The 23,166-nt window shown below is 73.6% G+C and carries 18 protein-coding genes; 9 read left to right on the top strand and 9 right to left on the bottom strand.

Translation table 11 applies throughout. The features are described from left to right. Positions 1-9: 9 nt before the first annotated feature. The 5 genes from CXR04_RS26295 to CXR04_RS26275 form a co-directional block, all read right to left on the bottom strand. Positions 10-2,532: a glycoside hydrolase family 172 protein gene (locus CXR04_RS26295; protein WP_101424724.1), complete on the bottom strand. Its 2,523-nt coding sequence runs from the start codon at positions 2,530-2,532 to the stop codon at positions 10-12. Between the two features lie 156 nt (positions 2,533-2,688). After that, the gene (locus tag CXR04_RS26290) at positions 2,689-3,576 is read right to left on the bottom strand and encodes an aldo/keto reductase (protein WP_101424723.1); all 888 of its coding nucleotides are present in this window, start codon (positions 3,574-3,576) and stop codon (positions 2,689-2,691) included. Positions 3,577-3,583: 7 nt separating this feature from the next. After that, positions 3,584-4,420: an SMP-30/gluconolactonase/LRE family protein gene (locus CXR04_RS26285; RefSeq protein ID WP_101426617.1), complete on the bottom strand. Its 837-nt coding sequence runs from the start codon at positions 4,418-4,420 to the stop codon at positions 3,584-3,586. Between the two features lie 130 nt (positions 4,421-4,550). After that, positions 4,551-5,330 carry an IclR family transcriptional regulator gene (locus tag CXR04_RS26280; protein ID WP_101424722.1) on the bottom strand — a complete coding sequence of 260 codons (780 nt, stop codon included), beginning with the start codon at positions 5,328-5,330 and terminating at the stop codon, positions 4,551-4,553. Between the two features lie 101 nt (positions 5,331-5,431). Continuing rightward, entirely contained in the window at positions 5,432-5,920 is a 489-nt protein-coding gene (locus CXR04_RS26275) for a GNAT family N-acetyltransferase (RefSeq protein WP_101424721.1), read from the bottom strand. Between the two features lie 119 nt (positions 5,921-6,039). Here CXR04_RS26275 and CXR04_RS26270 point away from each other — a divergent pair, with 119 nt between their 5' ends. Further along, complete coding sequence (locus CXR04_RS26270; protein WP_101424720.1) at positions 6,040-8,097, top strand: SpoIIE family protein phosphatase; 2,058 nt, start codon at positions 6,040-6,042, stop codon at positions 8,095-8,097. Between the two features lie 218 nt (positions 8,098-8,315). Here CXR04_RS26270 and CXR04_RS35325 read toward each other — a convergent pair whose 3' ends face one another. Continuing rightward, complete coding sequence (locus tag CXR04_RS35325; protein WP_018840808.1) at positions 8,316-8,459, bottom strand: hypothetical protein; 144 nt, start codon at positions 8,457-8,459, stop codon at positions 8,316-8,318. Positions 8,460-8,582: 123 nt separating this feature from the next. On the opposite strand from CXR04_RS35325, the gene CXR04_RS26265 reads away from it, so the two are divergent. The 8 genes from CXR04_RS26265 to CXR04_RS26230 all read left to right on the top strand — a co-directional run bounded on the left by CXR04_RS26265 (position 8,583) and on the right by CXR04_RS26230 (position 19,976). Next, the gene (locus tag CXR04_RS26265; protein ID WP_101424719.1) at positions 8,583-9,593 is read left to right on the top strand and encodes a DUF3068 domain-containing protein; all 1,011 of its coding nucleotides are present in this window, start codon (positions 8,583-8,585) and stop codon (positions 9,591-9,593) included. 144 nt (positions 9,594-9,737) lie between these two features. Continuing rightward, positions 9,738-11,045 (top strand): glycosyltransferase family 4 protein, encoded by a 1,308-nt coding sequence (locus tag CXR04_RS26260; protein WP_101424718.1) that lies wholly within the window; start codon positions 9,738-9,740, stop codon positions 11,043-11,045. A gap of 5 nt (positions 11,046-11,050) precedes the next feature. Beyond that, positions 11,051-11,776 (top strand): class I SAM-dependent methyltransferase, encoded by a 726-nt coding sequence (locus CXR04_RS26255; protein WP_101424717.1) that lies wholly within the window; start codon positions 11,051-11,053, stop codon positions 11,774-11,776. After that, positions 11,773-16,413 carry an alpha-(1->3)-arabinofuranosyltransferase domain-containing protein gene (locus tag CXR04_RS26250; protein ID WP_101424716.1) on the top strand — a complete coding sequence of 1,547 codons (4,641 nt, stop codon included), beginning with the start codon at positions 11,773-11,775 and terminating at the stop codon, positions 16,411-16,413. Before CXR04_RS26255 ends, CXR04_RS26250 begins: the two co-directional genes overlap by 4 nt. Positions 16,414-16,465: 52 nt before the next feature. Beyond that, entirely contained in the window at positions 16,466-17,848 is a 1,383-nt protein-coding gene (locus tag CXR04_RS26245) for a condensation protein (protein ID WP_101424715.1), read from the top strand. After that, complete coding sequence (locus tag CXR04_RS26240) at positions 17,845-18,636, top strand: class I SAM-dependent methyltransferase (protein WP_101424714.1); 792 nt, start codon at positions 17,845-17,847, stop codon at positions 18,634-18,636. Before CXR04_RS26245 ends, CXR04_RS26240 begins: the two co-directional genes overlap by 4 nt. Before the next feature lie 3 nt (positions 18,637-18,639). Then, positions 18,640-19,764 (top strand): DMT family transporter, encoded by a 1,125-nt coding sequence (locus CXR04_RS26235; RefSeq protein ID WP_101424713.1) that lies wholly within the window; start codon positions 18,640-18,642, stop codon positions 19,762-19,764. Beyond that, a complete protein-coding gene (locus CXR04_RS26230; RefSeq protein ID WP_101424712.1) occupies positions 19,761-19,976 on the top strand; it encodes a Trm112 family protein in 216 nt (71 codons plus the stop codon). The genes CXR04_RS26235 and CXR04_RS26230 overlap by 4 nt, the downstream gene beginning before the upstream one ends. Before the next feature lie 3 nt (positions 19,977-19,979). On the opposite strand, the gene CXR04_RS26225 is transcribed toward CXR04_RS26230, so the two are convergent. From CXR04_RS26225 to CXR04_RS26215, 3 genes are all read right to left on the bottom strand, one after another. Then, positions 19,980-21,086, bottom strand: coding sequence for a murein hydrolase activator EnvC family protein (locus CXR04_RS26225; protein WP_234380509.1), 1,107 nt, complete (start codon positions 21,084-21,086; stop codon positions 19,980-19,982). Between the two features lie 180 nt (positions 21,087-21,266). Beyond that, positions 21,267-22,202, bottom strand: a complete 936-nt coding sequence (locus tag CXR04_RS26220; RefSeq protein ID WP_199850533.1) for a carbohydrate ABC transporter permease — start codon at positions 22,200-22,202, stop codon at positions 21,267-21,269. Continuing rightward, entirely contained in the window at positions 22,199-23,158 is a 960-nt protein-coding gene (locus CXR04_RS26215; protein ID WP_101424710.1) for a carbohydrate ABC transporter permease, read from the bottom strand. Before CXR04_RS26215 ends, CXR04_RS26220 begins: the two co-directional genes overlap by 4 nt. Positions 23,159-23,166 lie beyond the last annotated feature (8 nt).

The following is a 23,166-nucleotide window of genomic DNA, read 5'->3' as shown; positions in this document are numbered from 1 at the left end:
GGAGGCGGGTCAGTCGCGCAGGGTGTGGGCCTCGTACGACTCCGCCGACCACGGCGGGGCGTCCGCCGCCGGGGTCAGCGTCACCGTGATCTCGCGTTTGCCCGCCGTCGCGCTCGCCGGGATCTGATACGTGTCGTCCAGCCAGCGGCGCTCCGCGTTGCCCAGCGGCTGGAGCCAGTCCGGCAGTTGCTTCCCGTCGACCCGCACCGCCGCGCGCTGGTACGGCGCCGCCTGGTCGCTGGTCCGGCGCAGTTCCACGCCCGCGCTGCCGCGGTCGACGCGCAGGGTGAAGCTGACCGGCGCCTTCGTGGCGCGGGTGTCGGCGGTGAGCCGCCGCGGCTGCTCTGCGTCGCCCTCGAAGACGGAGTCCAGCTCGGTGACGTCACCGGGCGCGTCCGACGCGTACCCGTGGGCCTTCTCGCTGCGCGGGTCGCCCACGTCCAGGGTGTCGGTCTTCGTGCCGGTCGTCTTCTTCTCGCCGTACCAGTACGCGGTCGTCGAGTAGTCCGCCTGCTTGTCGTTGACGAAGCCGTGCTCGATGTCGAAGTCGATGGCCTGCGTGAACGGCACCGCGTCGTGGATCATCAACCGGTACGTGCCCGTGCAGTCCCGGTCCACCGCGCAGCCGGTGGGCGGGCCGAGGTGGGTGGGGTTGCCGTTGAAGGGCTGGGTGTAGGTGCCGCGGTTGAAGTACCAGCCGCTCTGGTAGAAGTCCTCGGTACCGGTGCCGTGGAGCTGCGGGGTGCGGGCGCCGTCGACGTACACGCGCTCGTCGCCCTCCAGGTAGTTGCGGTTCAGCTCGCCGGTCATGGTGTGGGTGACGCCGGTGAACTTGCCGGTCCCGGCCGTCGCGAGGAAGTCCCAGCTCTCCCCCGGCACCGTCGGCCCCGCGTGGGACGTGGCGCGGAAGCGGCCCGCGTCCCCGGAGGCGACGGCCTGGGCATGGGCGCGGGACGGGGCGGCGGTGACCTCGGCGGTGCCGGACGTGATCGCCCTATCCGAGCCGTTGTACAGCTCGACCTTCGCGTTCTGCGCGAACGGCATGGGCCACCAGGAGCTGAGGACGGGCCCGCCCGCGGCCTCGGCGTCGATGCCGTACATCAGGGCCCGTACGGGGGCGGTCGCGTGTCCTGAGCCGAAGAACTCGCCGAGCGGGGCGTCGACCGTGCGCTCGCCGTCGAAGGTGGCGCGCAGCCGCAGGCCCTGAAGCACGTCCTGGGCCGCGGCGAGTTCTGCGCGCTCGCCGTCGCCGAGGGGGTAGTCGTACGTGCGCACGCCCTGCCAGTTCGGCGCGGTGATGGCGTAGCCGTGGGCGGTCTCGCTCGCCCCGTCGCCGACGTCCATGGTGTCGGTGCGGCGCGTCTCGCCGCCGACGCGGCTGTCGGCCCAGTACGTGAACTCGTTGACGTCGAGGTCGGAGGAGACGAAGGCGTTGCGTACGGTGATCTCCGACTTCCCGGCGGTCAGTTCGGCGGGCAGCTCCACGCTGTCCTCGCCCCACAGCCCGCCGCCGGCCTGCGGCGTCGGGCCCCAGGTGCCGGCTTCGCGGCCGTCGACGTACACGGTCGCGACCTGGTTCGCGATGATCGGGTCGTAGCGGCGGGTGAGCCGCACGCCCTCGTTGCCGGGGTCGATCGCGACGGTGAACTCGCTGCCGCCGCCCGCGCCGTACGCCCTGCCGTCGTCGGTCTCGCTGCGCGGCTGGACGTACGGGGCCTGCGGGAGCTTCAGGCGCAGTTCGGTGAGGAGCCCGGGCCGGTCGGCGCGGGCGAGGGTCTGGGACGCGCCGGGCGCGAGGGCGAGGCCGGTGCGCTGCGTGCGGGCGCCGGGCACGGCCGGCTTGGGGTCGGCGGTGCCGGCGGCGCGCAGAGTGGCGACGACGTCGTTGGCGGGGTCGTCCGGGTCGAAGGTGGTGACGCCTTCGGCGTCGGCGAAGGTGCGGTACGAGACGTGGTGGAACAGCGGGTTGTGCTCGGTGGTGATCCGCATCGACTCGCGGTACGGCATCGGCACCTCGACCACGACGCCGCCGGACGTCTGGTCGGCGTTGGCGACCAGGGGGCTGACGAAGGGGGCGCCGAGCTTGCCGTCGACCAGGTCCTGGAGCGGTGCGTCGACGACCTTCTCGCCGTCGAGTTCGATGGTGATGCGGCCCGTCCTGCTGACGTTGCCCTCGTCGCGGGTGAACCAGATGGCGCCGATCTCGCCGGCCCCGGCCTGCTCGGCGATGACGCAGCCGGCGGCGGTCGTCCGCAGGCAGGAGTACTTGCCGTCGAAGCCGTCGTGCGCGTTGCCGCCGGTGCGGTCGAAGCTGGAGAACTGCTTGGTGTGCACCCCGGCCGGCAGGTCGGAGAGCCGGTCGAGCTGCCGGTACGTGTCCCATCCGACGGGCCCCTTGGCGCTGCCCCCGTCAGGACCGCCGCGCGGCTCGGGCGCCTCGGGCGCGGCCGCCGCCAGGCCCCCGGTCGCCAGCGCCGTCACCACGGCGAGGAGGGCGGCGATGCCGCCGCGAATCCGGCCATGTCTCTGCACGGTGCCTCCCAGTCTTCTCGAAATCGATTTCACGAGAAGCTAGGCGCGGTCCCGGGGTCGGTCAAGGGGTGTGTACAGAACGGGAGTTGAACGATGGGGTGTCAAGCCCCCCGGCACGCAATCGATTTCAGAAATCGGGGCCGCGGCCCCGCGGGCTCACGACGACAGCCCGTCCAGTTGCTCCAGATGTGCCGGCTCCAGCCGCACGTCCGCCGCCGCGACGTTCTCCTCCAGATGCCCGAGCTTCGCCGTCCCCGGGATCGGCAGCACCACCGGCGAGTGCGCCAGCAGCCAGGCCAGCGCGACCTGCACCGGCGTCGCGCCGAGTTCGCGGGCCACCGCCCCGATCACCCGGTACGGAGCCTCCGGGCCTCCGGCATCCGGAGCGTCCGCGGCGTCCGCCGGCGGCACCGCGCCCAGCACCGGGCGCCACGGCAGGAACGCGATCCCCGCCGCCGCGCAGGCGTCGAGCACCGCCTCGTGCTCCCGGTCGCCCACGCTGTAGCGGTTCTGCACGCTCGCGACGTCCACCAGCTCCCGCGCCCGCGCCAGCTCCGCGGCCGTCACCTCCGACAGGCCCAGCCGCGCGACCTTCCCCGCCTGCTGCAACTCCCGCAGCGCGCCCAACTGCTCGGCGAGGTCCACCTCCGGGTCGATCCGGTGCAGTTGCAGCAGCTCGATCCGCTCCACCCGCAGCCGCCGCAGGGCGTGGTCCACCTGCTCGCGCAGTACCTCGGGCCGGCCGTCGAGCCCCCACTCCCCCGTCTCGGCGGAGCGGGCGACGCCGACCTTCGTGGTGATCAACAGCCCCTCGGGGTACGGGTACAGCGCCTCGGCGAGCAGCTCCTCGTTGGCCCCGCCGCCGTACAGGTGCGCCGTGTCGATCAGCGTGACGCCCAGCTCGACCGCCCGCCGCGCCACCGCAACCGACGCCGCCCGCGCGTCCGCCGGCCCGGTCGGCAACTGCATCGCGCCGAACCCGAGCCGGCCGACCTCCAGGTCACCGCCGATACGGAACGTCCCCGCCGTCGTCGCCGCAGTCATCCGCGCCTCACCCCTCGAACGGCGCCTGCGGCAGCCCGCGGCCCGCATCCGGCAATACCAGGACGGAACCCGCCAGCGGGTGGGGGTCCGCCATGGACGAGGAGGTCACGTACAGGTCGGTCAGCTCCGGGCCGCCGAACGCACAGGAAGTGGGGCGGCGTACGGGCACCTCCACCGTACGGTCCAGGGTGCCGTCCGGAGCGTACCGGCGCACGGCGGCGCCGTCCCACAGCGCCACCCACACGTATCCCTCGGCGTCCACGCACAGCCCGTCGGGCGAGCCCGGGGTGTCCTCGACGGCGGCGAACAGGCGCCGGCCGGCGACCCCGGCGCCGTCGGTGTCGAAGACGTCGATGCGGCCCGTGGGGGTGTCGGCGTAGTACATGAGCCGGCCGTCCGGGCTCCAGCCGGTGCCGTTGCTGACCGTGACGTCGTCCAGGACGACGGTCTGCGCGCCGTCGCCGGTGACGCGGGCCAGGGTGCCGCCGCCGGGGGCGGAGTCGTAGCGCATGGTGCCGGCCCACAGGGCGCCGTCCGGGGCGACCATCGCCTCGTTGCCGCGGCGGCCGGCGACCGGCTCGTGGACGAGCCAGCGGAACGCGCCGTCCGCGTCGTAGAGCCCGACGCCGTCGCGCAGGTTGACGACGTAACCGGCGCCGCCGGCGCGCGGCTTGGCCGACCCGACGTGCTGCTCGGTGGTCTGCACGGTGCGCCTGCCGGTGGCCGGGTCGTAGGCGTGGATGCGGGCGCCCAGGATGTCGACCCAGATCAGCAGGCCGGCCGCGGGATCCCACGTGGGTCCCTCGCCCAGCTCGGCGCGCGTGCGTACGGCCACGTCCAGCATCGTCACCTGGCTCCTTCCCGGGTGCGCCCCGGCTCTCGTCTCCGGGTGCGTCCCCGGCTCACATCCCGCGTACGCCCCGGGCCCGCATCCCGGTTACGCCCGGGACCGCCGTCCCGGCCACGCCCACGGCTCACCCGGCCCCGCCGCCCCGGTGGCCCAGGCGCTCCGACAGCCGGCCCGCGCCCTTCGCGGCCAGCCCCGCCAGTTCGTCCCTGCGCTCCCCGCTCCACCGGATCATCGGCACCGAGATGCTGAGCGCGGCGACCACCCGGCCCGCGGAGTCGTGCACCGGCGCCGCCACGCAGCTCACGTCCGGGTTGGACTCGCGCTCCTCGACGGCGATGCCGCGCTCGCGCACCCCGGCGAGGTGGCGGCGCAGGTCGCGTACGGAGGTGAGGCTGCGGTCCGTCATCGCGACCAGCGGCCGGCTCTCCGGCAGCCGTGCGTCGAGGGCCTGTTCGGGCAGTGAGGCGAGGAGCATCTTGCCGACGGCGGTGCAGTGGGCGGGCAGCCTGCGTCCGGTGGCGGAGACCATCCGGACCGCGCGGGTGCTGTCGACCTTCGCGATGTAGATGACGTCGGTGTCTTCCAGGATCGCGATGTGCACGGTCTCGTCGCAGGTCTCGGCGACCTCGCGGGCTACCTCCCGGCCCTCGGCGGCGAGGTCGAGCTGCTCGCCGAAGGTGCTGCCGAGCTGGTACGTGCGCACCCCCAGCCGGTAGCGCCCGGGCTGGCCGGGGACGGCGCTGAGGTAGGCGCGGGCGGCCAGGGTGGTGACCAGCTCGTGCACGGTGGTCCTGGGCAGGCCCAGCCTGCGGGTGATCTCGGGAGCGGAGAGCGTCGTGTCCCGGTCGAGGAAGAGCTCTAGGATGTCGAGAGCGCGCGTCACGGCCGGTACGAGTCGCCCCATGCGCGCTCACCCACCCCTCGAAGGTCCGAAATCTCGACCAGTTATCGAAATGACGAACGCAGCGTAACGCCCGCCTCCACGGCGGGCAATGGGGACCGGAGTCAGAGATCGACGTGCATGCAGTGCAGGCCGACCAGGCCCTCACTGGGGTGGCGGAAGGCGCGGGGCTGGGTGCCGGTGATGCGGAAGCCGAGGGACTCGTAGAGCTTCACCGCGTACACGTTCGTCTCCACCACGGCGTTGAACTCCATGGAGAGGAAGCCGCGGGCGCGGGCCCAGCGCAGGGAGTCCTCGCACAGCGCGCGGCCGACGCCGCGCGCGTGCCGGTCCGGGTCGACCATGTAGCTCGCGCTGGCGACATGGTCGCCGTTGCCCTGCCGGTTGGCGTTCATCTTCGCCGAGCCCACGATCAGGCCCTGGTCGTCGATGGCGACGGTCGTACGGTCCGGGGGCGGCGGGAGCCACACCTCGCGGCCCTGCTCGGCGCCCATGTCCAGGGGGTACGGGTAGGTCTCGCCGGCGGCGACGATCCGGTGGAAGAACGGCCAGATGGCGGGCCAGTCGTCGGCGGTGGCGTCCCTGATCAGCATGGGGTCAGCATGCCGGGGCGGCGGGCGGCGGCGCCACCGCTTTGTTCGGCGGGCGGCTCCGCGGGGCGTAGAATGGCCAATCACTCGAATATCCGTACAAAAAGTGCGAAAGTAACGGCATGAGCGAGCGGGGAGGCACGGCGGCGCCGGCCCCGGAGGCAGGGGACTGGCCCGCGCCCGCGGTGGTCAGCATGGAGCTGAACCGCATGGGCAGCTTCGACTGGGACCTCGACGGCGGGCAGATGCACCTGGACGACGGGGCGCTGCGGGTGTTCGACCTGCGGGCGGAGGAGTACGACGGCGACCCGCAGTCGCTCGGCTCGCGCATCACCAAGGAGGAGGGCGCGCGACTCGACGCGCTGATCTCCCGGGCCATCGCCCAGGGCCGCCCCGCCTACAGCGCGTACCTGCGCGTTCAGCTACGCGACGGCACGTCCCGGCTGACGCACACCCAGGGCGCGATCCTGCGCGACGACGGCGGCCGCGCGCACCGCGTGGTGGGCATGGTCCGCGACGCGACGCTGGAGCTGAACCACTCCGCGCAGCAGTTCGCGCTCGACCAGGAGCGCCGCCGGCAGACGGGCGTCGTGCAGCAGACCACCGCGGCGCTGGCGAACGCGACCACCGTGCACGACGTGATCGGCGTGCTCGGCGGCGAGGAGGGGCTGGCCAGGCTCGGCGCGGTGAACATGGTGCTGGGGTTGGTCGACGCCGGGCGGATCCAGATCATCACCATGGGTGAAGGTACGGAGGTGCAGCTCGCGGACTTCACCCGGGTCGACGAGCCGGGGCTGCCGCTGAGCGAGGTGGTGCGCACGGGCCGGCCGCGGCTGGTGCTCTCCCGGGCGGAGTTCGCCGCCGCGTACCCGCGGCTCTACCCGTACGCGGAGTCCCTGGGCATCGACTGCGCCGCGTATCTGCCGCTGATCGCCGAGGGGCGCGTCATCGGCGTGCTCGGTCTCTCCTACCGCGACAAGGGCGCCTTCTCGCCGGAGGAGCGCAACCTGCTGGTCTCGCTGAGCAGCGGCATCGGGCAGAGCCTCCAGCGCGCCAAGCTGCACGACCGCGAGCACGGGCTGGCCGAGGACCTCCAGCAGGCCATGCTGCCGCGCAGCATCCCCGAGGTGCCGGGCGCGGAGGTCGCCGTGCGCTACCGGGCGGCGCACGAGGGGCAGGGCATCGGCGGCGACTGGTACGACGTGATCGCGCTGCCCGGCGGCCGGGTCGGCGTCGTCATCGGCGACGTCCAGGGCCACGACACCCAGGCCGCCGCGGTGATGGGCCAACTGCGCATCGTGCTGCGGGCGTACGCGGGCGAGGGGCACGCGCCGGCCACCGTGATGGCCCGGGCCTCGGAGTTCCTGCGCGAGCTGGAGACGGAGCGCTTCGCCACGTGCACGTACGCGGAGATCGACCTGTCGACCGGCGCCCTGCAACTGGTCCGGGCCGGCCACATCGACCCGCTGGTGCGGCACGCGGACGGCGGCTGCCGCGTGCTGCCGGTCCCGGGCGGGCTGCCGCTCGGGCTCTCCGCGACGTTCGGCCCGCTGGACTACCCCGTGACGACCATGGTGCTCGACCCGGGCGACGCGCTGCTGATGTACACCGACGGCCTGGTGGAGGTCCCCGGCACCGATCTGGACCAGGGCATGGCACAGCTCACCGAGCTGGTACGCACCGGGCCGCGGGACATCGACGAGCTGTCCGACCGGCTGTGCGACGTGGTGGACGAGCGGCAGGTCGAGGACGACATGGCGCTGGTGATGCTGCGCCGCACCGCGGGCGACACCGCCCAGCCCGGCAGCCGGCTGCGCCAGTACATCCCGCCGTCCGACCCCGACGCGCTCTCCGCCGCCCGGCACATGATCCGCAGCGCGGTGCGCTCCTGGGGCGCGGGCGAGCGGGCGGACGAGATCGAGCTGGTCTCCGACGAGCTGATCACCAACGCGCTGCTGCACACCGACGGTCCGGCGATCGTGACGATCCGCCCGCTGAGCACGCCGGAGCGCAGGTTGCGCGTCGAGGTCGAGGATCGCTCCAGTGCGCTGCCCCACCGCCGCGAACCGGGCGAAGCGGGCGTATCGGGCCGCGGGCTGCTGCTGGTGGACCGGCTGGCGGACGTGTGGGGCGTGGAGCCGCGCGGCAACGACAAGTGCGTCTGGGCCGAGTTCGGCTGAAGCCCGCGGCGCGGGCGCGGGACGCGGCGCGTACCGCGTACCGCCGCCGCAACACCGGTGCGTCGCGCCACCGGACGGTGACTACTTGTCACCTGGTCGACAAATTTTGGACATCGATACGACACCGTGTCCTCGGCGTGTCGCCACCTGCGCGACACCCGCCGCCCGGGCGTGGCAAAGCCCCCGCCGCGGCCTCCGCGGCGGGGACGAATACCAGGTCAGCGACCGTCGAAGCTGATGAGCGGGACGTTGGGCTGCTCCGGCGTGGCGTTCAGCGCGGCCACCAGGCCGAGGGCGGCGCCCACGGCGAGAGCGGCGGCGGCGACGCTGGTCACCACGGCGGCTACCAGTCGGTTCTGCATGGACGCTGAGTGTGGGAGCAGCATTGACACCCTGTCAAGCACAGCCTTACGTTACCGACCCGTAGAACTTGCACCGCGGTGACAAAACCAGCGTCGTAAACCAGCCCCTGCCGGGAGTGCAGCATGAGCCGCCGTACCGCGTCACCCCTGCCCCTCATCCTGCTGGGGTTGGGCGTCTTCCTGCTCGTGCTCGCCCCCATGCTCGCGTTCTACGTCGAGCCGCGGGCCAAGCTGAACCCCGTCGACATCGACTCGACGACGCGCTACGAGGGCACCGGCACCTTCTACGACACCGAAAACCAGAAGGAACGGGACAACCAGGAGCTGACGATCGTCCGGCGGGTGCTGGGCGACGTGGCGGCGGGCGACGACGACACCGCCGTCTGGGACGCCGCCACCACCATCGACACCCCGCTGACGCGGGAGATCGACGACCCGCGCCGCGCGTTCCAGTACACCACCGAGCGGTGGGTCATGAACCGCGAGACGAACGCGCCGGAGCACTGCTGCGACGAGTTCACCGGCGTGGACGGCAACCGGTTCGGCGGGGACGCGTACCTGAAGTTCCCCTTCGACGTCGAGGAGCGCACGTACCGCTGGTGGGACAGCACCGCCCAGGACACCGTGGCGCTGAAGTACGACGGCAGGCGGGAGATCCAGGGCTACACCGGGCTCGCCTTCACCGGCGAGATCGAGCCCGTCAAGACCGGCACCCGGCAGGTGCCGGGCGTGATGGTCGGACTGCCCGACAAGGAGCAGGTGTTCGCCGACGAGTGGTACGCCAACGAGAAGATCGAGCTGGTCGCCGACGAGCGCACCGGCCGCATCATCTACGCCTCCATCGCGCCGAAGAAGACGCTGCGCCAGCCCGGCGGCGGCACCGACGAGGTCACGCTGCTGCAGAGCGACGGCATCGCGTTCACCGAGGAGACCCAGAAGGAGCAGGTCGAACTCGCCGACGAGGACAGCAGCAGGCTGAAGCTGGTCGGCGAGACCCTGCCGGTCGTCGCGCTGGTGGCCGGTTTCGTACTCGCGGGCGCCGGTGCCGTGCTGCTGGCCCGCGGCGGCCGGCGGGACGAGCCGGACCGCGACCGGGAGCCGGACGGCGTCCCGCCCCAGCCGGTCGCGGCCTGATGCCCCTCACCCCCCACCCCCGTGACGGGGACGCCGGTCCCCCCGGCCGGCGTCCCCGTCGCTCCCGTCCACCCGACCGCCATGCCGCACCCCACGAACGGCCCTGAACCACCCGCCCGCACCCTGAGACGAGTTGGAGCACCGATGCCCCAGCACGTACCCCCGTCCCTGGACGCGGACGCGCTCCGGCGTACGCACCCGCACCCGGCCGGGACCGCCCGTGTGCCCGCGAGCCGGGGCACGGAAGGCCACACCGCCCAGCGCCCCGGCACCCGCGGCCCCGAGGACCGCGGCGCCCGTGCCGCCGGCACCCGCGGGGCCGACGGCCGCGGCGGCGACGGCCACGGCAGCGATCACGCCGCCCGGCGGATCACCTTCCTCGCCCGGCGCGACCTCGGCAACCCCGCCGCAGGCGGCTCGGAACTGCTCGTGGACCGCTTGGCCGGCGGGCTGACCGACCACGGCCACCAGGTGACCCTCGTCTGCGGCGGCCCGGCCGCGTACCGCGACTACCGCGTCGTCTCCGCGGGCGGTACCACCTTCGAGCTGGCCCACTTCCTGCGCGCGCGCCGCGCGCTCTCCCGCCACGTCGGCGGCACCGACCTGCTGGTCGAGGTCTGCAACGGCATGCCCTACCTGGCGCCGCTGTGGCACAGCGGCCCGTCGCTGTGCCTCGTCAACCACGTGCACACCGAGCTGTGGGCGATGCGCTACCCCGGCCCCCTCGCCCGCCTCGGCCGCCGGCTGGAGCACTGGGCGCTCGCCGGCGCGCACCGCGGCAACCTCCTGGTCGCCGTCTCCTCCTCCACCGCCACCGCGCTGCGCAACATAGGCGTCGACCCCAAGCGGATACGGGTCGTCCACAACGGCGTCGAGGACCCGGGCCCGCTGCCGCAGAAGTCGCCCGAGCCGCTGTTCCTGGCGATGGGCCGGCTGGTGGAGTACAAGCGCATCGACCTGCTGCTGCGGCTGTGGGAGCGGGTGCGCCCGGTCACCGGCGGCCAACTGGTCATCGTCGGCACCGGGCCCGAGCGCGGCCGGCTCGAAGCGATGGCGGGACCCGGCGTGACGTTCGCCGGCCATGTCTCCGAGGGCGAGAAGCACCGCCTCCTCGCCTCTTCCTGGCTGCTGCTGCACCCCTCCCTCGTCGAGGGCTGGGGCCTGGTGGTGACCGAGGCGGCGGTACGCGGCACGCCCGCGATCGGCTTCGACATCCCCGGCCTGCGCGACTCCATCCGCGACGGCGACACCGGCATGCTGGCCCGCGGCGAGAGCGCGTTCGCCGCCCACTGGTGCGCGCTGGCGCTCAGCGAGGAGCGGCGCGCCGCCCTCGGCGCCGCGGCCCGGCAGCGCGCCACCCGGCTGAGCTGGGAGGCGACGGTACGCGACTTCCGCGCCGTCGCCGACGAGGCGCTCGCCCGCGCCGGGCAGCACGACAAGCGGGGAGGGTGACAGCAGTGCGGGACCCCTCCATCCGGCGGTCGGCCACCCTCTTCCGCGCCTTCATGAAGGAGCAGGAAGACCCCGCCCGCGCGTACAGCCTGCTGGCGCGGGACGCGGCGGACCAGGTCGAGCGGATCACGCCGCTCAAGGACCGGTTGGTCGTCGACGTCGGCGGCGGCGGGGGCTGGTTCACGGAGGAGTTCCGCAGCCGGGGCGCGGAGGCGTACCTCTTCGACTGCGACGCGGGCGAGATGGCGGCCGGCTCCGACGTGACCACCGGTGCGGTGGTCGCCGACGGCTATCTGCTGCCGCTCGCCGACGGCGTCGCCGACGTCGCGTTCTCCTCCAACGTGCTGGAGCACGTCGCCGACCCCGAGACCTTCCTCAGCGAGCTGATCCGGGTCACCAAGCCCGGCGGCCTGCTGTACGTGGCGTTCACCAACTGGCTCTCCCCCTGGGGCGGCCACGAGCAGGCGCCCTGGCACTACCTGGGCGCGGACCGGGCGCGCCGCCGCTACACGCGGCGCACCGGACGCGATCCGAAGCACACCCTGGGCGAGAACCTCTTCGCCATCCACATAGGCCCCACGCTCAAGGCGGTACGGGCCCGGGACGACGTCGAGGTCGTCGCGGCCCGGTCCCGTTACTGGCCCTTCCTCGCCGAGGCCGTCGTCCGTGTCCCCGGCGTACGCGAGTTCGCCACCTGGAACCTTCTTCTCATACTCCGGCGGTGCCCATGACCTCCACGCTCCCCGCGCAGCCGGCCACGCCCGGCCGGCCCTACTCACCACCGCCCCCCTCGGGGCCGGCAGGGGCGCGGCCGCCCGAGAGCCGGCGCAGTTGGCGCTGGCCGCTCGGCTTCTGGGCGTTCGCGTTCGTCGCCTGGCTCATCCCCTCGGCGGGGAAGACGACGTTCGAGACGAAGCTCGGCGTGGTGGTCGACCCGATGAAGTTCGCCGGCGACCTGGGCGAGCTGTGGCACGACCAGAACGGCTTCGGCGGCATCCACGACCAGTACTTCGGCTACGCCTTTCCGATGCTGCCGTACTACCTGCTCACCGACGTGGCACAGGTACCGACGTGGCTGGCCGAGCGGCTGTGGCTGTCGCTCGTGGTCACCGCCGCGTTCTGGGGCGCGCTGAAGCTGGCCGACCGGCTGGGCTTCGGCACCCCGGGGACCCGGGTGCTGGGCGCCGTCGCGTACGCGCTGTGGCCCGTGTTCACCATCATCGTCGGCTCCACCTCCGCCGGCGCGCTGCCCGGCGCGATCCTGCCGTGGGTGCTGCTGCCGCTGCTCGACGAGCGGCTGACGCCGCGGGTCGCGGCCGCCCGCTCGGCGCTGATCATCCCGTTCATGGGCGGCGTCAACGCGGCCTCCACGCTGGCCGCGCTGCTGCCCGCGCTGCTGTACGTGTGCACCCGCACCGGCTCGCGCCGCACCAAGCTGCTGGCGTGGTGGCTGCCCGGGGTGCTGCTGGCGTGCCTGTGGTGGATCGTGCCGCTGCTGCTCCTCGGCGTCTACGGCGAGAACTTCCTGCCGTTCATCGAGACCGCGCACAACACCACGACCACCATGTCGGCGACCGAGGTGCTGCGCGGCACCGGCAACTGGGTCGCGTACCTGAACTTCGGCGAGGCGTGGCTGCCCGGCGGCTGGACCGTGGCCACCGGCTGGCTGCCGATCCTGTCCTCCGTGCTCGCCGCCGGCCTGGGCCTGGCGGGCCTGGCCCGGCGTGACCTGCCCGAGCGGCGCTGGCTGGTGCTGACCGTGATGGTCGTCGTGCTGGTCACCCTGGCCGGCTACGGCGGCGCGCTGGGCGCCCCGTTCTCCGGCAGCGTGCAGGACGCGCTGGACAGTTGGCTGAGCCCGTTCCGCAACATCTACAAGTTCCAGCCGGGCCTGGCCCTCGCGCTCGCCCTGGGCCTCGCGCACTTCGTCGCGGTCGCCGCCGAGCGCCGCGGCACCCGCGCCAACCCGCGGCGCAGTGCGTGGGTGCCCGCGATCGCGTCCCTCGTCGTGCTGCCGGGGCTGCTGCTGCCGTACGCCAACGGCGACGTGCTGCAGCCGGGCGCGTTCGACAAGCTGCCCAAGCACTGGGAGCAGACGGCGGACTGGCTGGAGGAGTACTCCCCCGACAGCCGGGCCCTGGTGGTGCCGGCGACCGCGCACGGCACGTACGAGTGGGGCAAGCCGATCGACCAGCCGCTGGACGTGCTCGCCGAGTCCCGCTGGGCGCAGCGCGACTACGTGCCGTTCGGCACGGCGGGTTCGCGGCGCGCGATGGACGCCGTCGACCAGGCGCTGATGACCGGCGGCGAAGTGCCGGGCCTCCAGGCGTTCCTGGCCCGCGCGGGCCTGCACTACGTCGTCGTACGCAACGACCTCGACCCCGACCAGGTCGGCTACGTCCCGCCGACCACCGTGAAGCAGACGCTCACGTCCTCCGGCTACGAGAAGGTCGCCGAGTTCGGTCCCGAGCTGACCGGCGGCCGCATCCCCGAGGGCACGCCGCTGCAGATCGAGGGGCTGTTCTCGCGCCAGCGGGCGGTGGAGATCTACCAGCCGGCCGACGGCGAGGACCTGCGCCCGGGCCCGGCCGGCGCGCTCAACGCCGCCGACACCGCCGTCCTCAGCGGCGGCCCGGAGTCGCTGCTGCAGCTCTCCGCCGACCCCGACTGGCAGGGCCGGCCCGCGGTGCTCGCGGGCGACGACCACCCGGGCGTCGAGAAGCCTGCGGTCAAGGTGCAGGCCGATGGGCTGCGCCGGGCGGACACCCGGTTCGGCGTGGTCAACAACAACACCTCGTACACCTACACCGAGGACGAGAAGAACCCGGAGGAGAGCCTCCAGGACCCCGGGGACGAGCCGCGGATGATCGTGCCGGAGAAGGGCGCGGAGCACCAGACGACCGCCGTCCTCGACGGCGCCGCCTCGGTGACCGCGTCGACCAGCGGCAACTGGATGTTCCACCTGCCGCAGTTCGACCCCGTCAACGCCTTCGACGGCGTGCCGCAGACCGGCTGGGCCGAGGGCAACCCGGACACGTCCAAGGGCGAGTGGCTGCAGATCGACTTCACCGAGCCCACGAACCTGGAGGGCACGCTGGACCTGACGCCGCTGCCCGGCGCCGGCATCCGGCCCGAGCCCGTCGAGGTCGAGGTGGAGACCCCGCGGGGCAGCGAGGTCAGCACGCTGCAGGCCGGTGGCCGGACGCAGACCGTCAAGTCCCCCGAGGGGCAGGCGGACTGGCTGCGGATCACCATCCGCAAGACCGAGGGCGCCCGCACCGGCTTCGCCGGCGCCGGCTTCGCCGAGGTCGAGATCCCCGGCGTCTCGCCGGTCAGCAGGCAGCTCCGGCTGCCCGCGGACGCCAGGCAGGTGACGGCGGACGCGGAGCAGATCTCCCTGCACCGCGGCAGCGACCTCGGCGGCCTCAACCCGGCCGCGGCCGAGACGGGTCTGCAGCGGCGCTTCGAGTCCGGGGAGGGCGAGTACACCGTCACCGGGAAGGCGCTGCCCGTACAGGGGCCGGAACTCGACGCGCTGCTCGACGACCTGAGCGCGCTGCCGGAGGAGCGGATCAGCGTCACCGCGGGCTCCACGATGCCGCTGAGTCCGCAGTTGAGCCCGCGCAACCTGGTCGACAAGGACCTGACCACGGCCTGGATCGCCGGGACGGACGAGTCGCTGACACTGACCTGGCCGGAGGCCACCGAGATCAGCGAGTTCGTGCTCGCGCCCGCCGGCGGCCTGTCGGCGCGGCCGACCGAGGTCGAGGTGAGCACCCCGACCGGGGCGCAGACCGTGGGCGTGGACGCCAACGGCTGGGTGCGGATCCCGCCGGTGACGACCAACAGGCTCGACATCAAGGTCACCGAGACCGAGTCGCTTTCCGTGCACAACCCGTTCGCGGACCGCGACGTGCAACTGCCCGTGGGCCTCACCGAGGTCTACGTGCCGGCGCTCGGCGAGGACGCGACGGAGGACCTGCGCACCAAGCCGGTGAAGAAGGACAAGCCGTTCGAGCTGGAGTGCGGCAGCGGCCCGGTGGTGTCCGTGGACGGGCAGTTGCTCAACACCCGCGCCGAGGGCACGCTGGGCGACCTGGTCGACCGCAGGCCCGTCGACATCGAGCTGTGCCCGGACGAGGGCGAGACCGCGGGTCCCGTGCAGTTGGCCGCCGGCCGGCACGCGGTCGCCGCGGGCGACGGCGAGGCGCTGGCGGTCACCGACCTGACGCTCACCCGCGGCGAGCCCGCCGCGGCGGCCGCGGGGCGCGACGTGGAGGCCACCGACTGGGCGGGCGACGAGCGCGCCGTGACGGTCGGCGAGGGCCAGGACGCGTACCTCACGACGTACGAGAACTACAACGACGGCTGGAAGGCCACGCTCGACGGCGAGGAACTGGAGTCGGTGCGGCTCGACGGCTGGCAGCAGGGCTTCCTGGTGCCCGCCGACAAGAGCGGCGAGGTGAAGCTGGAGTACAAGCCGGCGGCCTGGTACGACGCCGGGATCTTCGCCGGTGTCGCCGCGATCCTGGCGCTCATCGGGCTGGCGTTCGTCCGCGCCGGGCGGCGCGAGGTGGTCGTCGCCGAGCCGGCGCCGCCGGCGCCGGGCTGGGTGCTGGGCGCGCTGGTGCTCACCGCCGTGGTCGCCGTGGTGGCCGGTCCCTACGCGCTGATCGTGCCGGCGCTGGCGCTGCTGGCGCGGACCCGGGCCGGGCTGCTCGCGCCGCTGGCGCTCGTGGCCATGGCCGGCGCGGGTGTTGCGGCGCTGACCGGAGCGGGCGAGGCTGTCCGCATGGACGAGGGGGCCTTCAGCGGCGTCGCGCAGGCGCTCGCCGTGCTGGCGCTGGCCGCGGCGCTGGTCACCGCGGAGCGGCCGGAGCCGGCCGGGCCGGAGAGCGGGTACGGCCCGGACGTCGACCCGGAGGCGGAGACGGCCGCGTTCCCCGCGTACGGCGCGGGTGCGCCCGCAGGCGGTCCGCCGCCCGGGCCCGGCGGGCCGCCCGGACGTACGGCCGTCGCGACGGACCCCGCCCCCGCACCGCAGGCGGAACCGGACCGGCCGACGCAGCGATTCTGGCGCCGCAGGTCGGCGGCCGCCGCCGAGCAGACGCCGGCGCTCGGCACCGAGCGGGCCGCGGCGGACGACTCGGCGACCCCGCCGCTGGGCACCGCCCAGGACGAGCCGCGCGACGCCTTCGTGCCCAAGCCGCCGATCCCGCTCAGCGGCACGGCGGACCCGTCGGAGTCGTCGGATCCGGCCGACCAGGCGGATGACGTACAGGACACCCCGCCCGCGGACGCACCCCCCGCGGACACCCCGCCGGACGACGGCACGCCCGCCGGCCGGCGGGAGGAGAACGGCAAGTGAACACCGGTGGGCGCCCCGCACCCGGGGCGCCCACCGCGAAGGAGAGGCGTAGATGACGGTGACGCAGCCCGCCCGGCCCGCCCCTGCGGCGCCGGGACGGGTCCCGTTCCCCACGGTGGACGAGGTCTCGCTGCACTGCACGGATCCGGTGGAGCCGGAGACCGTGCACATCGAGCTCCACTTCCCCGGGCGGTTCGAGCCCGAGCGGCTGCGCACCGCGCTCGCCGAAGCCGCGCGCCGGCACCCCAGGTTCCAGCAGCGCAAGGCCGCCAGCCGCTGGTGGCACCGCCGTTACCAGTGGCAGGTGACCCCGGAGGCCGACGTCGACCCGGTGGCGTTCCTGCCCGCGGGGCCCAGCGTGCTGGAGGCGGCGCGCGAGCGCACCATGACCGACTGCCCGCCGCTGGACGCCGCGCCACCGGTGCGCATCGAGGCCGTCGAGACCGGGGACGGCGGCACGGTCCTGATGACCACCGTCAACCACACCGCCATGGACGGCCCTTCGTGCCTGCGGGTGCTGGCGACGGCGGCGGAGGTGTACGCGGGCGGCGAACCCCAGGCCGCGGCTTCCGCCGGCGGCAAGTCCCCGGCCCGTACGGGACCGAAGGCGGCCGCCGCACCGCCCGCGCCCCCGCCCGCCGACGCCGGCCGCCCGGGACCCGCCCGCCCGGCCCGCATCGCCGGCGACACGTCGTCTTCCGGGTCTCCCGGCACCGGCAACGGCCTGCTCCTCCTCGACCTGCCCGCCCCCCGCCGCACCTCCTACGGCGCCACCGTCAACGACCAGCTCCTCGTCGCCACGTGCCTCACCGCCGCCCGCTGGAACCGTGCGCACGGCGCCCGCACCGCCCCGGTGCGCATCACCATGCCCGTCGACAACCGCGCGCGGGAGTCCGCCGAGATGCTGATAGGCAACGGCACCCGGCTGACCGAGGTCGGCTTCGGGCCGGAGGAGCGGGCCGACGCGGAGGCGCTGACCGGCGGCGAGGCGCCGGACCGGGCGGCGGTCGAGCGGCTGCTGCGCGCCACCATGGCCCGTACGCACACGCTCAAGTCCGAGCCGAGCCACCCGCTGGGCCTCTACGGCGTGCTGCTCACCGCGCCGGTGCTGCCCGTCGGCGTCCGCGGCGTGCTGGCCCGTACGCTGCGCAGCGCCGCCGCGCCGCTGATGTCGACCACCCTGTTGTCCAACCTCGGCCGCATCGTCTACCCGCTGGACTTCGGCGCCGCCGGCCGCCCGACCGCCGTGTGGGTCTCCGCCCCGTCCCGGATGCCGCGCGGCCTCGCGATCACCGCCGCGTCCACCGCGGGCCGGCTGCACCTGGCCGTCCGCTACTCCCGCGCCCTCCTCGACCACGCCGCGGCCGTCCGCATCGGCGAGCTGATGCAGCAGGGTCTCGCGGCCTGCGCGGAGGACCCGGGGGATCCGGCGTGAGCCGGGCCGAAGCCCCCGCCTCGCTGCGGGAGTTCTACGAGGACCCGGCGGTGCCCGTCGCCTCCGGCGACGCCCGCAGCCGGCGGCAGGCGCGGATGCTGGCGGACGCCCTGGGCCCGTTCCGTACCGGCGCGGCGCCCGCGGTCGTCGTGGACGTCGGCTGCGGCGACGGCTCGGCCGCCGCCGTGGCCGCGGGGGTGCTCGACGCGCGCCGCCCCGGCGGGCAGCGCATCGTCGCCGTCGACTGGTCGCACGACGCGCTGCGCCGCGCCAGGACCCGTACCCGCGACGCCGCCCCCGGCACGCCGGTCCACGTCGTCCGCGGCGGGCTGCCGGACGGCGCGGCGCAGCCCGCCGGGCTGCCGCTGGCCGCGGGCAGCGCGGACGCCGTGCTGTTCAGCGAGGTCGTGGAGCACCTGGTCGACCCCGACGCCGCGCTCGACGAACTGCGCCGCGTGCTGCGGCCCGGCGGCCATCTGCTGCTCTCCACCCCCAACCTCGCCGCCTGGTACAACCGCGCGCTGCTGCTGGCCGGCGTACAGCCGGTGTTCTCCGAGGTCAGCCTGCGCGGCATCCACGGCCGCCCCGGCAGCCAGGTCGTCGGCCACCTCCGGCTCTACACGGCCCGCGCACTCCGGGGTTTTCTGGCGGCCTCCGGCTTTACCGTGGAGAAGGTGGCCGGCGCGCCGTACCACGACGTACCCAGGCCGCTGCGGCCGTTCGACCGCGCGCTGTGCCGGGCGCCGTCGCTGGCCTCGATCCTGCTCGTCCACGCCAGGCGGGAGTAGTCGATGTGGTGGGGGGTTGCCGCGGCGCTGCTGGCGAACGTCTTCATAAGCTGCGGCTTCGTACTGGAGAAGCAGGCCCTGTCGGCGCTGCCCGAGCTGAGCGTGAAGCAGCCGGCCCGCATGGTGCGGGTGCTGGTGTCCAGCCCGCTGTGGCTGGCGGGCTGCCTCAGCCTGGGGCTGGGCTTCGCCGCCCAGTTGCTCTGCTACCGCACGCTCCCGCTGGCCGCCGCGCAGGGCATCCTCGTCTCCGGTCTGGTGCTGCTGGTCCTGCTGTCGTCGCGGTTCCTCGGCGAGCGGCTGAGCACGCGCGAACTGGCCGGGGTGGCCGCGATCCTGCTCTCGCTGGGGATGATCGTGCTCTCCCTGGACCAGGACGCCGACACGGTCAGCACCTCGGCGCCGGCCGGGCGGTTCCTGCTGGTCGCGCTGCCGTCGCTGGCCGCGGGCCTGTGGCTGTACCTGGCGGCGGAGCTGCGCGCCAAGCGGCGGCACCGGATCCCGACGACGGGCATCGCGTACGGGGTCGGGGTGGGCTTCCTGTACGGGGTCAGCTCGCTGACGATCAAGGGCGTCTCGGGTCTGGTGTCGGGCTCCGACGTGCTGGGCACCGCCGGTGACCTGCTGGCGTCGCCGTACCCGTACACGCTGGCGTTCACCGCGGTGGCGGGGCTGGTGATGTCGCAGGCGGCGCTGCAGCGCTGCCGGGCGTCGCTGATCGTGCCGGTGTGCACGACGGCCAACTGCCTGCACGCCGTCGCCGCGGGCACGTTCGTCTTCGGCGAGCCGCTGCCGCACGACGCGCCGCGGCTGCTGCTGCGGCTGGGCGGGATCGCGCTGGCGGTGTCGGTACTGCTGGCGCTCCCGCGCCACGACGAGCCGGCCCCGGAGGAGCCGGCCGGCGAAGTGCAGGGCCCCGGGCCCGTACGCGACGGGGAGCCGGAGGCCGTACGCGACGAGGAGCCGGAGGCGGCAGGCGGCGAGGAGCCTGAGTCCGTACGCGGCGAAGTGCCGGGCCCCGCACCCGAGACCGGTGCCGCACCCGAGCCCGAGCCGCCCGAGCGGCGGCGTCCCGCCGCGCTGCCGCCCGCCCCCGTACCGACCCCCCACCGTGGAGGACCCGTCCCGTGAATCCCGACGACCCGCTGCTGAGGATCCTCGTCTGCCCGCTCGACAAGGGCCCGCTGACCCTGCTGGACACCGGCGACGCGCTCTACAACCCGCGGCTGCGGCGCCGCTATCCGGTGCGCGACGGCATACCGCAGTTGCTCCCGTCCTCCGGCGAGACGGTGTCGGACGAGGAACACGAGCGGATCACCGGCGGCCTCCAGCCCCGGGCCTGAGCCCTACTCCGCCGCCGGCTCGCGCAGCCGTACGCCCTTGCCCCGCAGCCACGGCTCCGGGTCGATCCCCGAGCCGAACTGCGGTGTCACCCGGACCTCGAAGTGCAGGTGCGGGCCCGTGGAGTTGCCGGTGGTGCCGGCGAGGCCGAGGGGCTGGCCGGGGAAGACCCGCTCGCCCGGCCTGGTGCGGACCTCGGAGAGATGGGCGTAGAAGGTGAAGTAGCCGTCGTCGTGCCGGACGGTGACGGAGTTGCCGAAGGCGTCGTCGCAGCCGATCTCGTACACGACGCCGTAGCCGACGCTGCCCACCGGCTTGCCCTCGGCCACGGCGAAGTCCAGGCCGGTGTGCCGGGAGGACCACATGCCGCCGGCCTGGTCGAAGCGCGAGGAGAGGGTGTAACGGCCCACCGGCGCCGTCCACTTGCGGCCGGCCAGCGCCTTGCCGTCCGCGCTGAGCGTCACGGCCCGGGGGCGCGCGGTGCGCGGGCAGTCGGAGCTGCGCGAGCGGGCGGCCTGCGCGCTCTGCAGGCCGTCCAGCCGGCCCTGCGCCCGCTCCAGCTTGCGCTCGATGAACCGCTTCACCCGCGCCTGCGTGTGCAGTTCCGCGCGCAGGTCGGCGAGCGCGACGGCCTGGCGCTCCCGCTCGTCCGCGAGCCGCCGCTCGGCCTGCTCGGCGCGGTGGTAGAGGCCGGCCGCGGCCTGCTCGCCCTTGTCGAGCAGGAAGACCCTGTCGAGCAGGTCCTCGGGGGTGCGCGCGGACATCAGCGCGGCGGTGGGGCCGAGGCCGCCGGACTGGTACTGGCGGGCGGCGAGCTGCCCGATCCGGCCGCGCAGCACGACGAGCCTGCGGTGCTTGGCGCGTACGGCCCGCTGGAGCTTGGCGATCTTCACGCGCTGCGCGGCGGACGCCCGGCGGGCGGCCTCGTAGCGCTCGGTGGCCGCGGCGGCGTCCCGGAACAGCCGGTCGACGGTGCCGCGCACCGCCCGCACCCCGGCCTTGCCGTCGGTGCCCGGGTCGGGGCGGGCGGCGGCGTGCGGAACGCCGGCGGGCGCGGCCAGGGCGACGCACAGGGCCGCGGTCGCTCCTGTTTGTGTGATAATTCGTCGCATCGGTCGAAATTACTGAGTTTTCGCGGGCTGTCGCGAAGGAAACGCGGGAGCGTCGGTGTATATCGCCCGTCCGGCGCAGTCGCCCGCGCCCCCGCGCTCCCCCGGCCGTGGTACGCCGCACCCCGCCGGCCGGCGTCGCCGGCGGGCGGGGTGCGGGTCAGCGTGGTGCCGTGCCGCGACCTACTTCACGGATCCGGCTGTGAGTCCGGAGACGACGTGTCGTTCGATGAAGGCGAAGAGGACGATGACGGGGATGATGGCGACGACGGAGGCGGCGAAGAGGTAGTTCCATTCGACGGTGTAGTTGCCGATGAAGTTGTTGATGCCGACGGTGAGCGGTTGTTTCTCTGGTTCGGTCATCAGGGTCAGGCCCATGACGAACTCGTTCCAGGTGGAGATGAACGTGAAGATGAGGGCGGTGACCACGCCGGGCATGGCCAGTGGCAGCGTTACCCGGAACAGTGCGCCGAAGCGTCCGGTGCCGTCGACCATCGCGGCTTCCTCCAGTTCGGCGGGGATGGAGGAGATGTAGGCGGTGAGGATCCAGATGGCGAAGGCGAGGTTGAAGGCGCCGTTGGCCAGGATGAGTGTCCAGGTGGAGTTGAGCATGTCGAGCTGGTGGAACTCGCGGTAGAGGCCGATGAGCAGCGCGGTGGGCTGGAACATCTGGGTGACGAGGACGAGCAGCAGGAATGCTTTGCGGCCGCGGTAGCGGACCCGGGCGGTGTAGTACGCGGCCGGCAGTGAGACGAGCAGTACGAGGAGGGTGGCGCCGCCTGCGATGAGGAGGGTGACCTGGAGGTTGTCGCCGAGGGTGGATTCCTTCCAGACGTCGACGAGGTTGTGCCACTCGAAGGAGGTGGGCAGGTAGGTGCGGTCGCGGAGTTCGTCCGCGGGCCGCAGCGCGGTGATGATCATCTCCAGGTAGGGGGCGATGAAGATGACGGCCAGCATCCAGGCGCTTGCGGCGATGACCAGGGTGCGCGGGCCGTACTTCCGGCGCTTGACGGCCCCCTTGCCGCCCTTGCCGCTGGTGCTGGTGCTGGTGTTTTTGCCGCGGGTCTGCTGGGGGATGGGGCCGTTTCCGGGTGTGTGTGAGGGCGCGGAGAGGGTCATGCGTCCTCCTTGTTCCAGCGGCTGACCTTGAGGAAGATCAGGACGAGTACGACGACCATGGCGAAGTTGACGACGGACATCGCGGCGGACTCGCCGATGTCGGTGTCTTTCAACTGGTACATGAACACCGTGGTCGTGGCGGTGTCGCTGCCGGGTCCGCCTTTGGTCATGGCCCAGATGACGGGGAAGGAGTTGAAGACGTTGATGAGGTTGATGACGAAGCCGACGAGGAACGCGGGCCGCAGCAGGGGTACGGTCACCCGCCAGTAGGTCTGGCGGGAGTTGGCGCCGTCGATGCGGGCGGCCTCGTACACCTCGTGGGGGATGGTCTGCAGCCCGGCGAGGAGGGTGTAGGTGGTGAACGGCAGTGAGACGAACACGGCGACGAACATCATCCACGGCCAGGCGGTCGCGGGATCGCCCAGCCAGTCCTTGGGGCCGTCTGTCAGGCCGATGTCGGTCATCAGGGTGTTCAGGACGCCGGCGGTCTGGTCGAGCATCCAGCGGAAGCCGATCGCGGTCATCAGCACGGAGGCGGCCCACGGGGCGATGAGCGCCCAGCGGGTGACGGTGCGGCCGGGGAAGGGCTTGTTGAACAACTGGGCCAGGCCCAGGGAGAGGAGCATGGTCACGCCGACGACGGCGATCGTCCATACCACTGTCATGGTCAGCACGCTGCCGAAGCCGGACTCGTCGAAGAGCTGGCGGTACTTCTCGGTGCCGGCCGAGCCGCGGACGAAACCGCTGATGCTGACGTTGAGGAACGAGGTGCGGATCAGTTCGTAGATGGGCCACAGCACCACCACGACGATCAGCAGGACGGCGGGGGCAATCCAGGGCAGCGGACCGAGCCGGGCCAGACCGCCGCCGCGACGGCGGCGGCGCTGCGGCCCGGTCTTCCGCCCGCCGGGCCCGGGACCGGCAGCGGCCGCGGGCTCCTTGACCGTGACGGGCACGGGGAAAC

Source organism: Streptomyces sp. CMB-StM0423 (assembly GCF_002847285.1).
In the GTDB taxonomy this organism is placed as follows: domain Bacteria; phylum Actinomycetota; class Actinomycetes; order Streptomycetales; family Streptomycetaceae; genus Streptomyces.
Note: the sequence above shows the minus strand (reverse complement) of the source record. Positions and strands in the feature narration are given on the sequence as shown.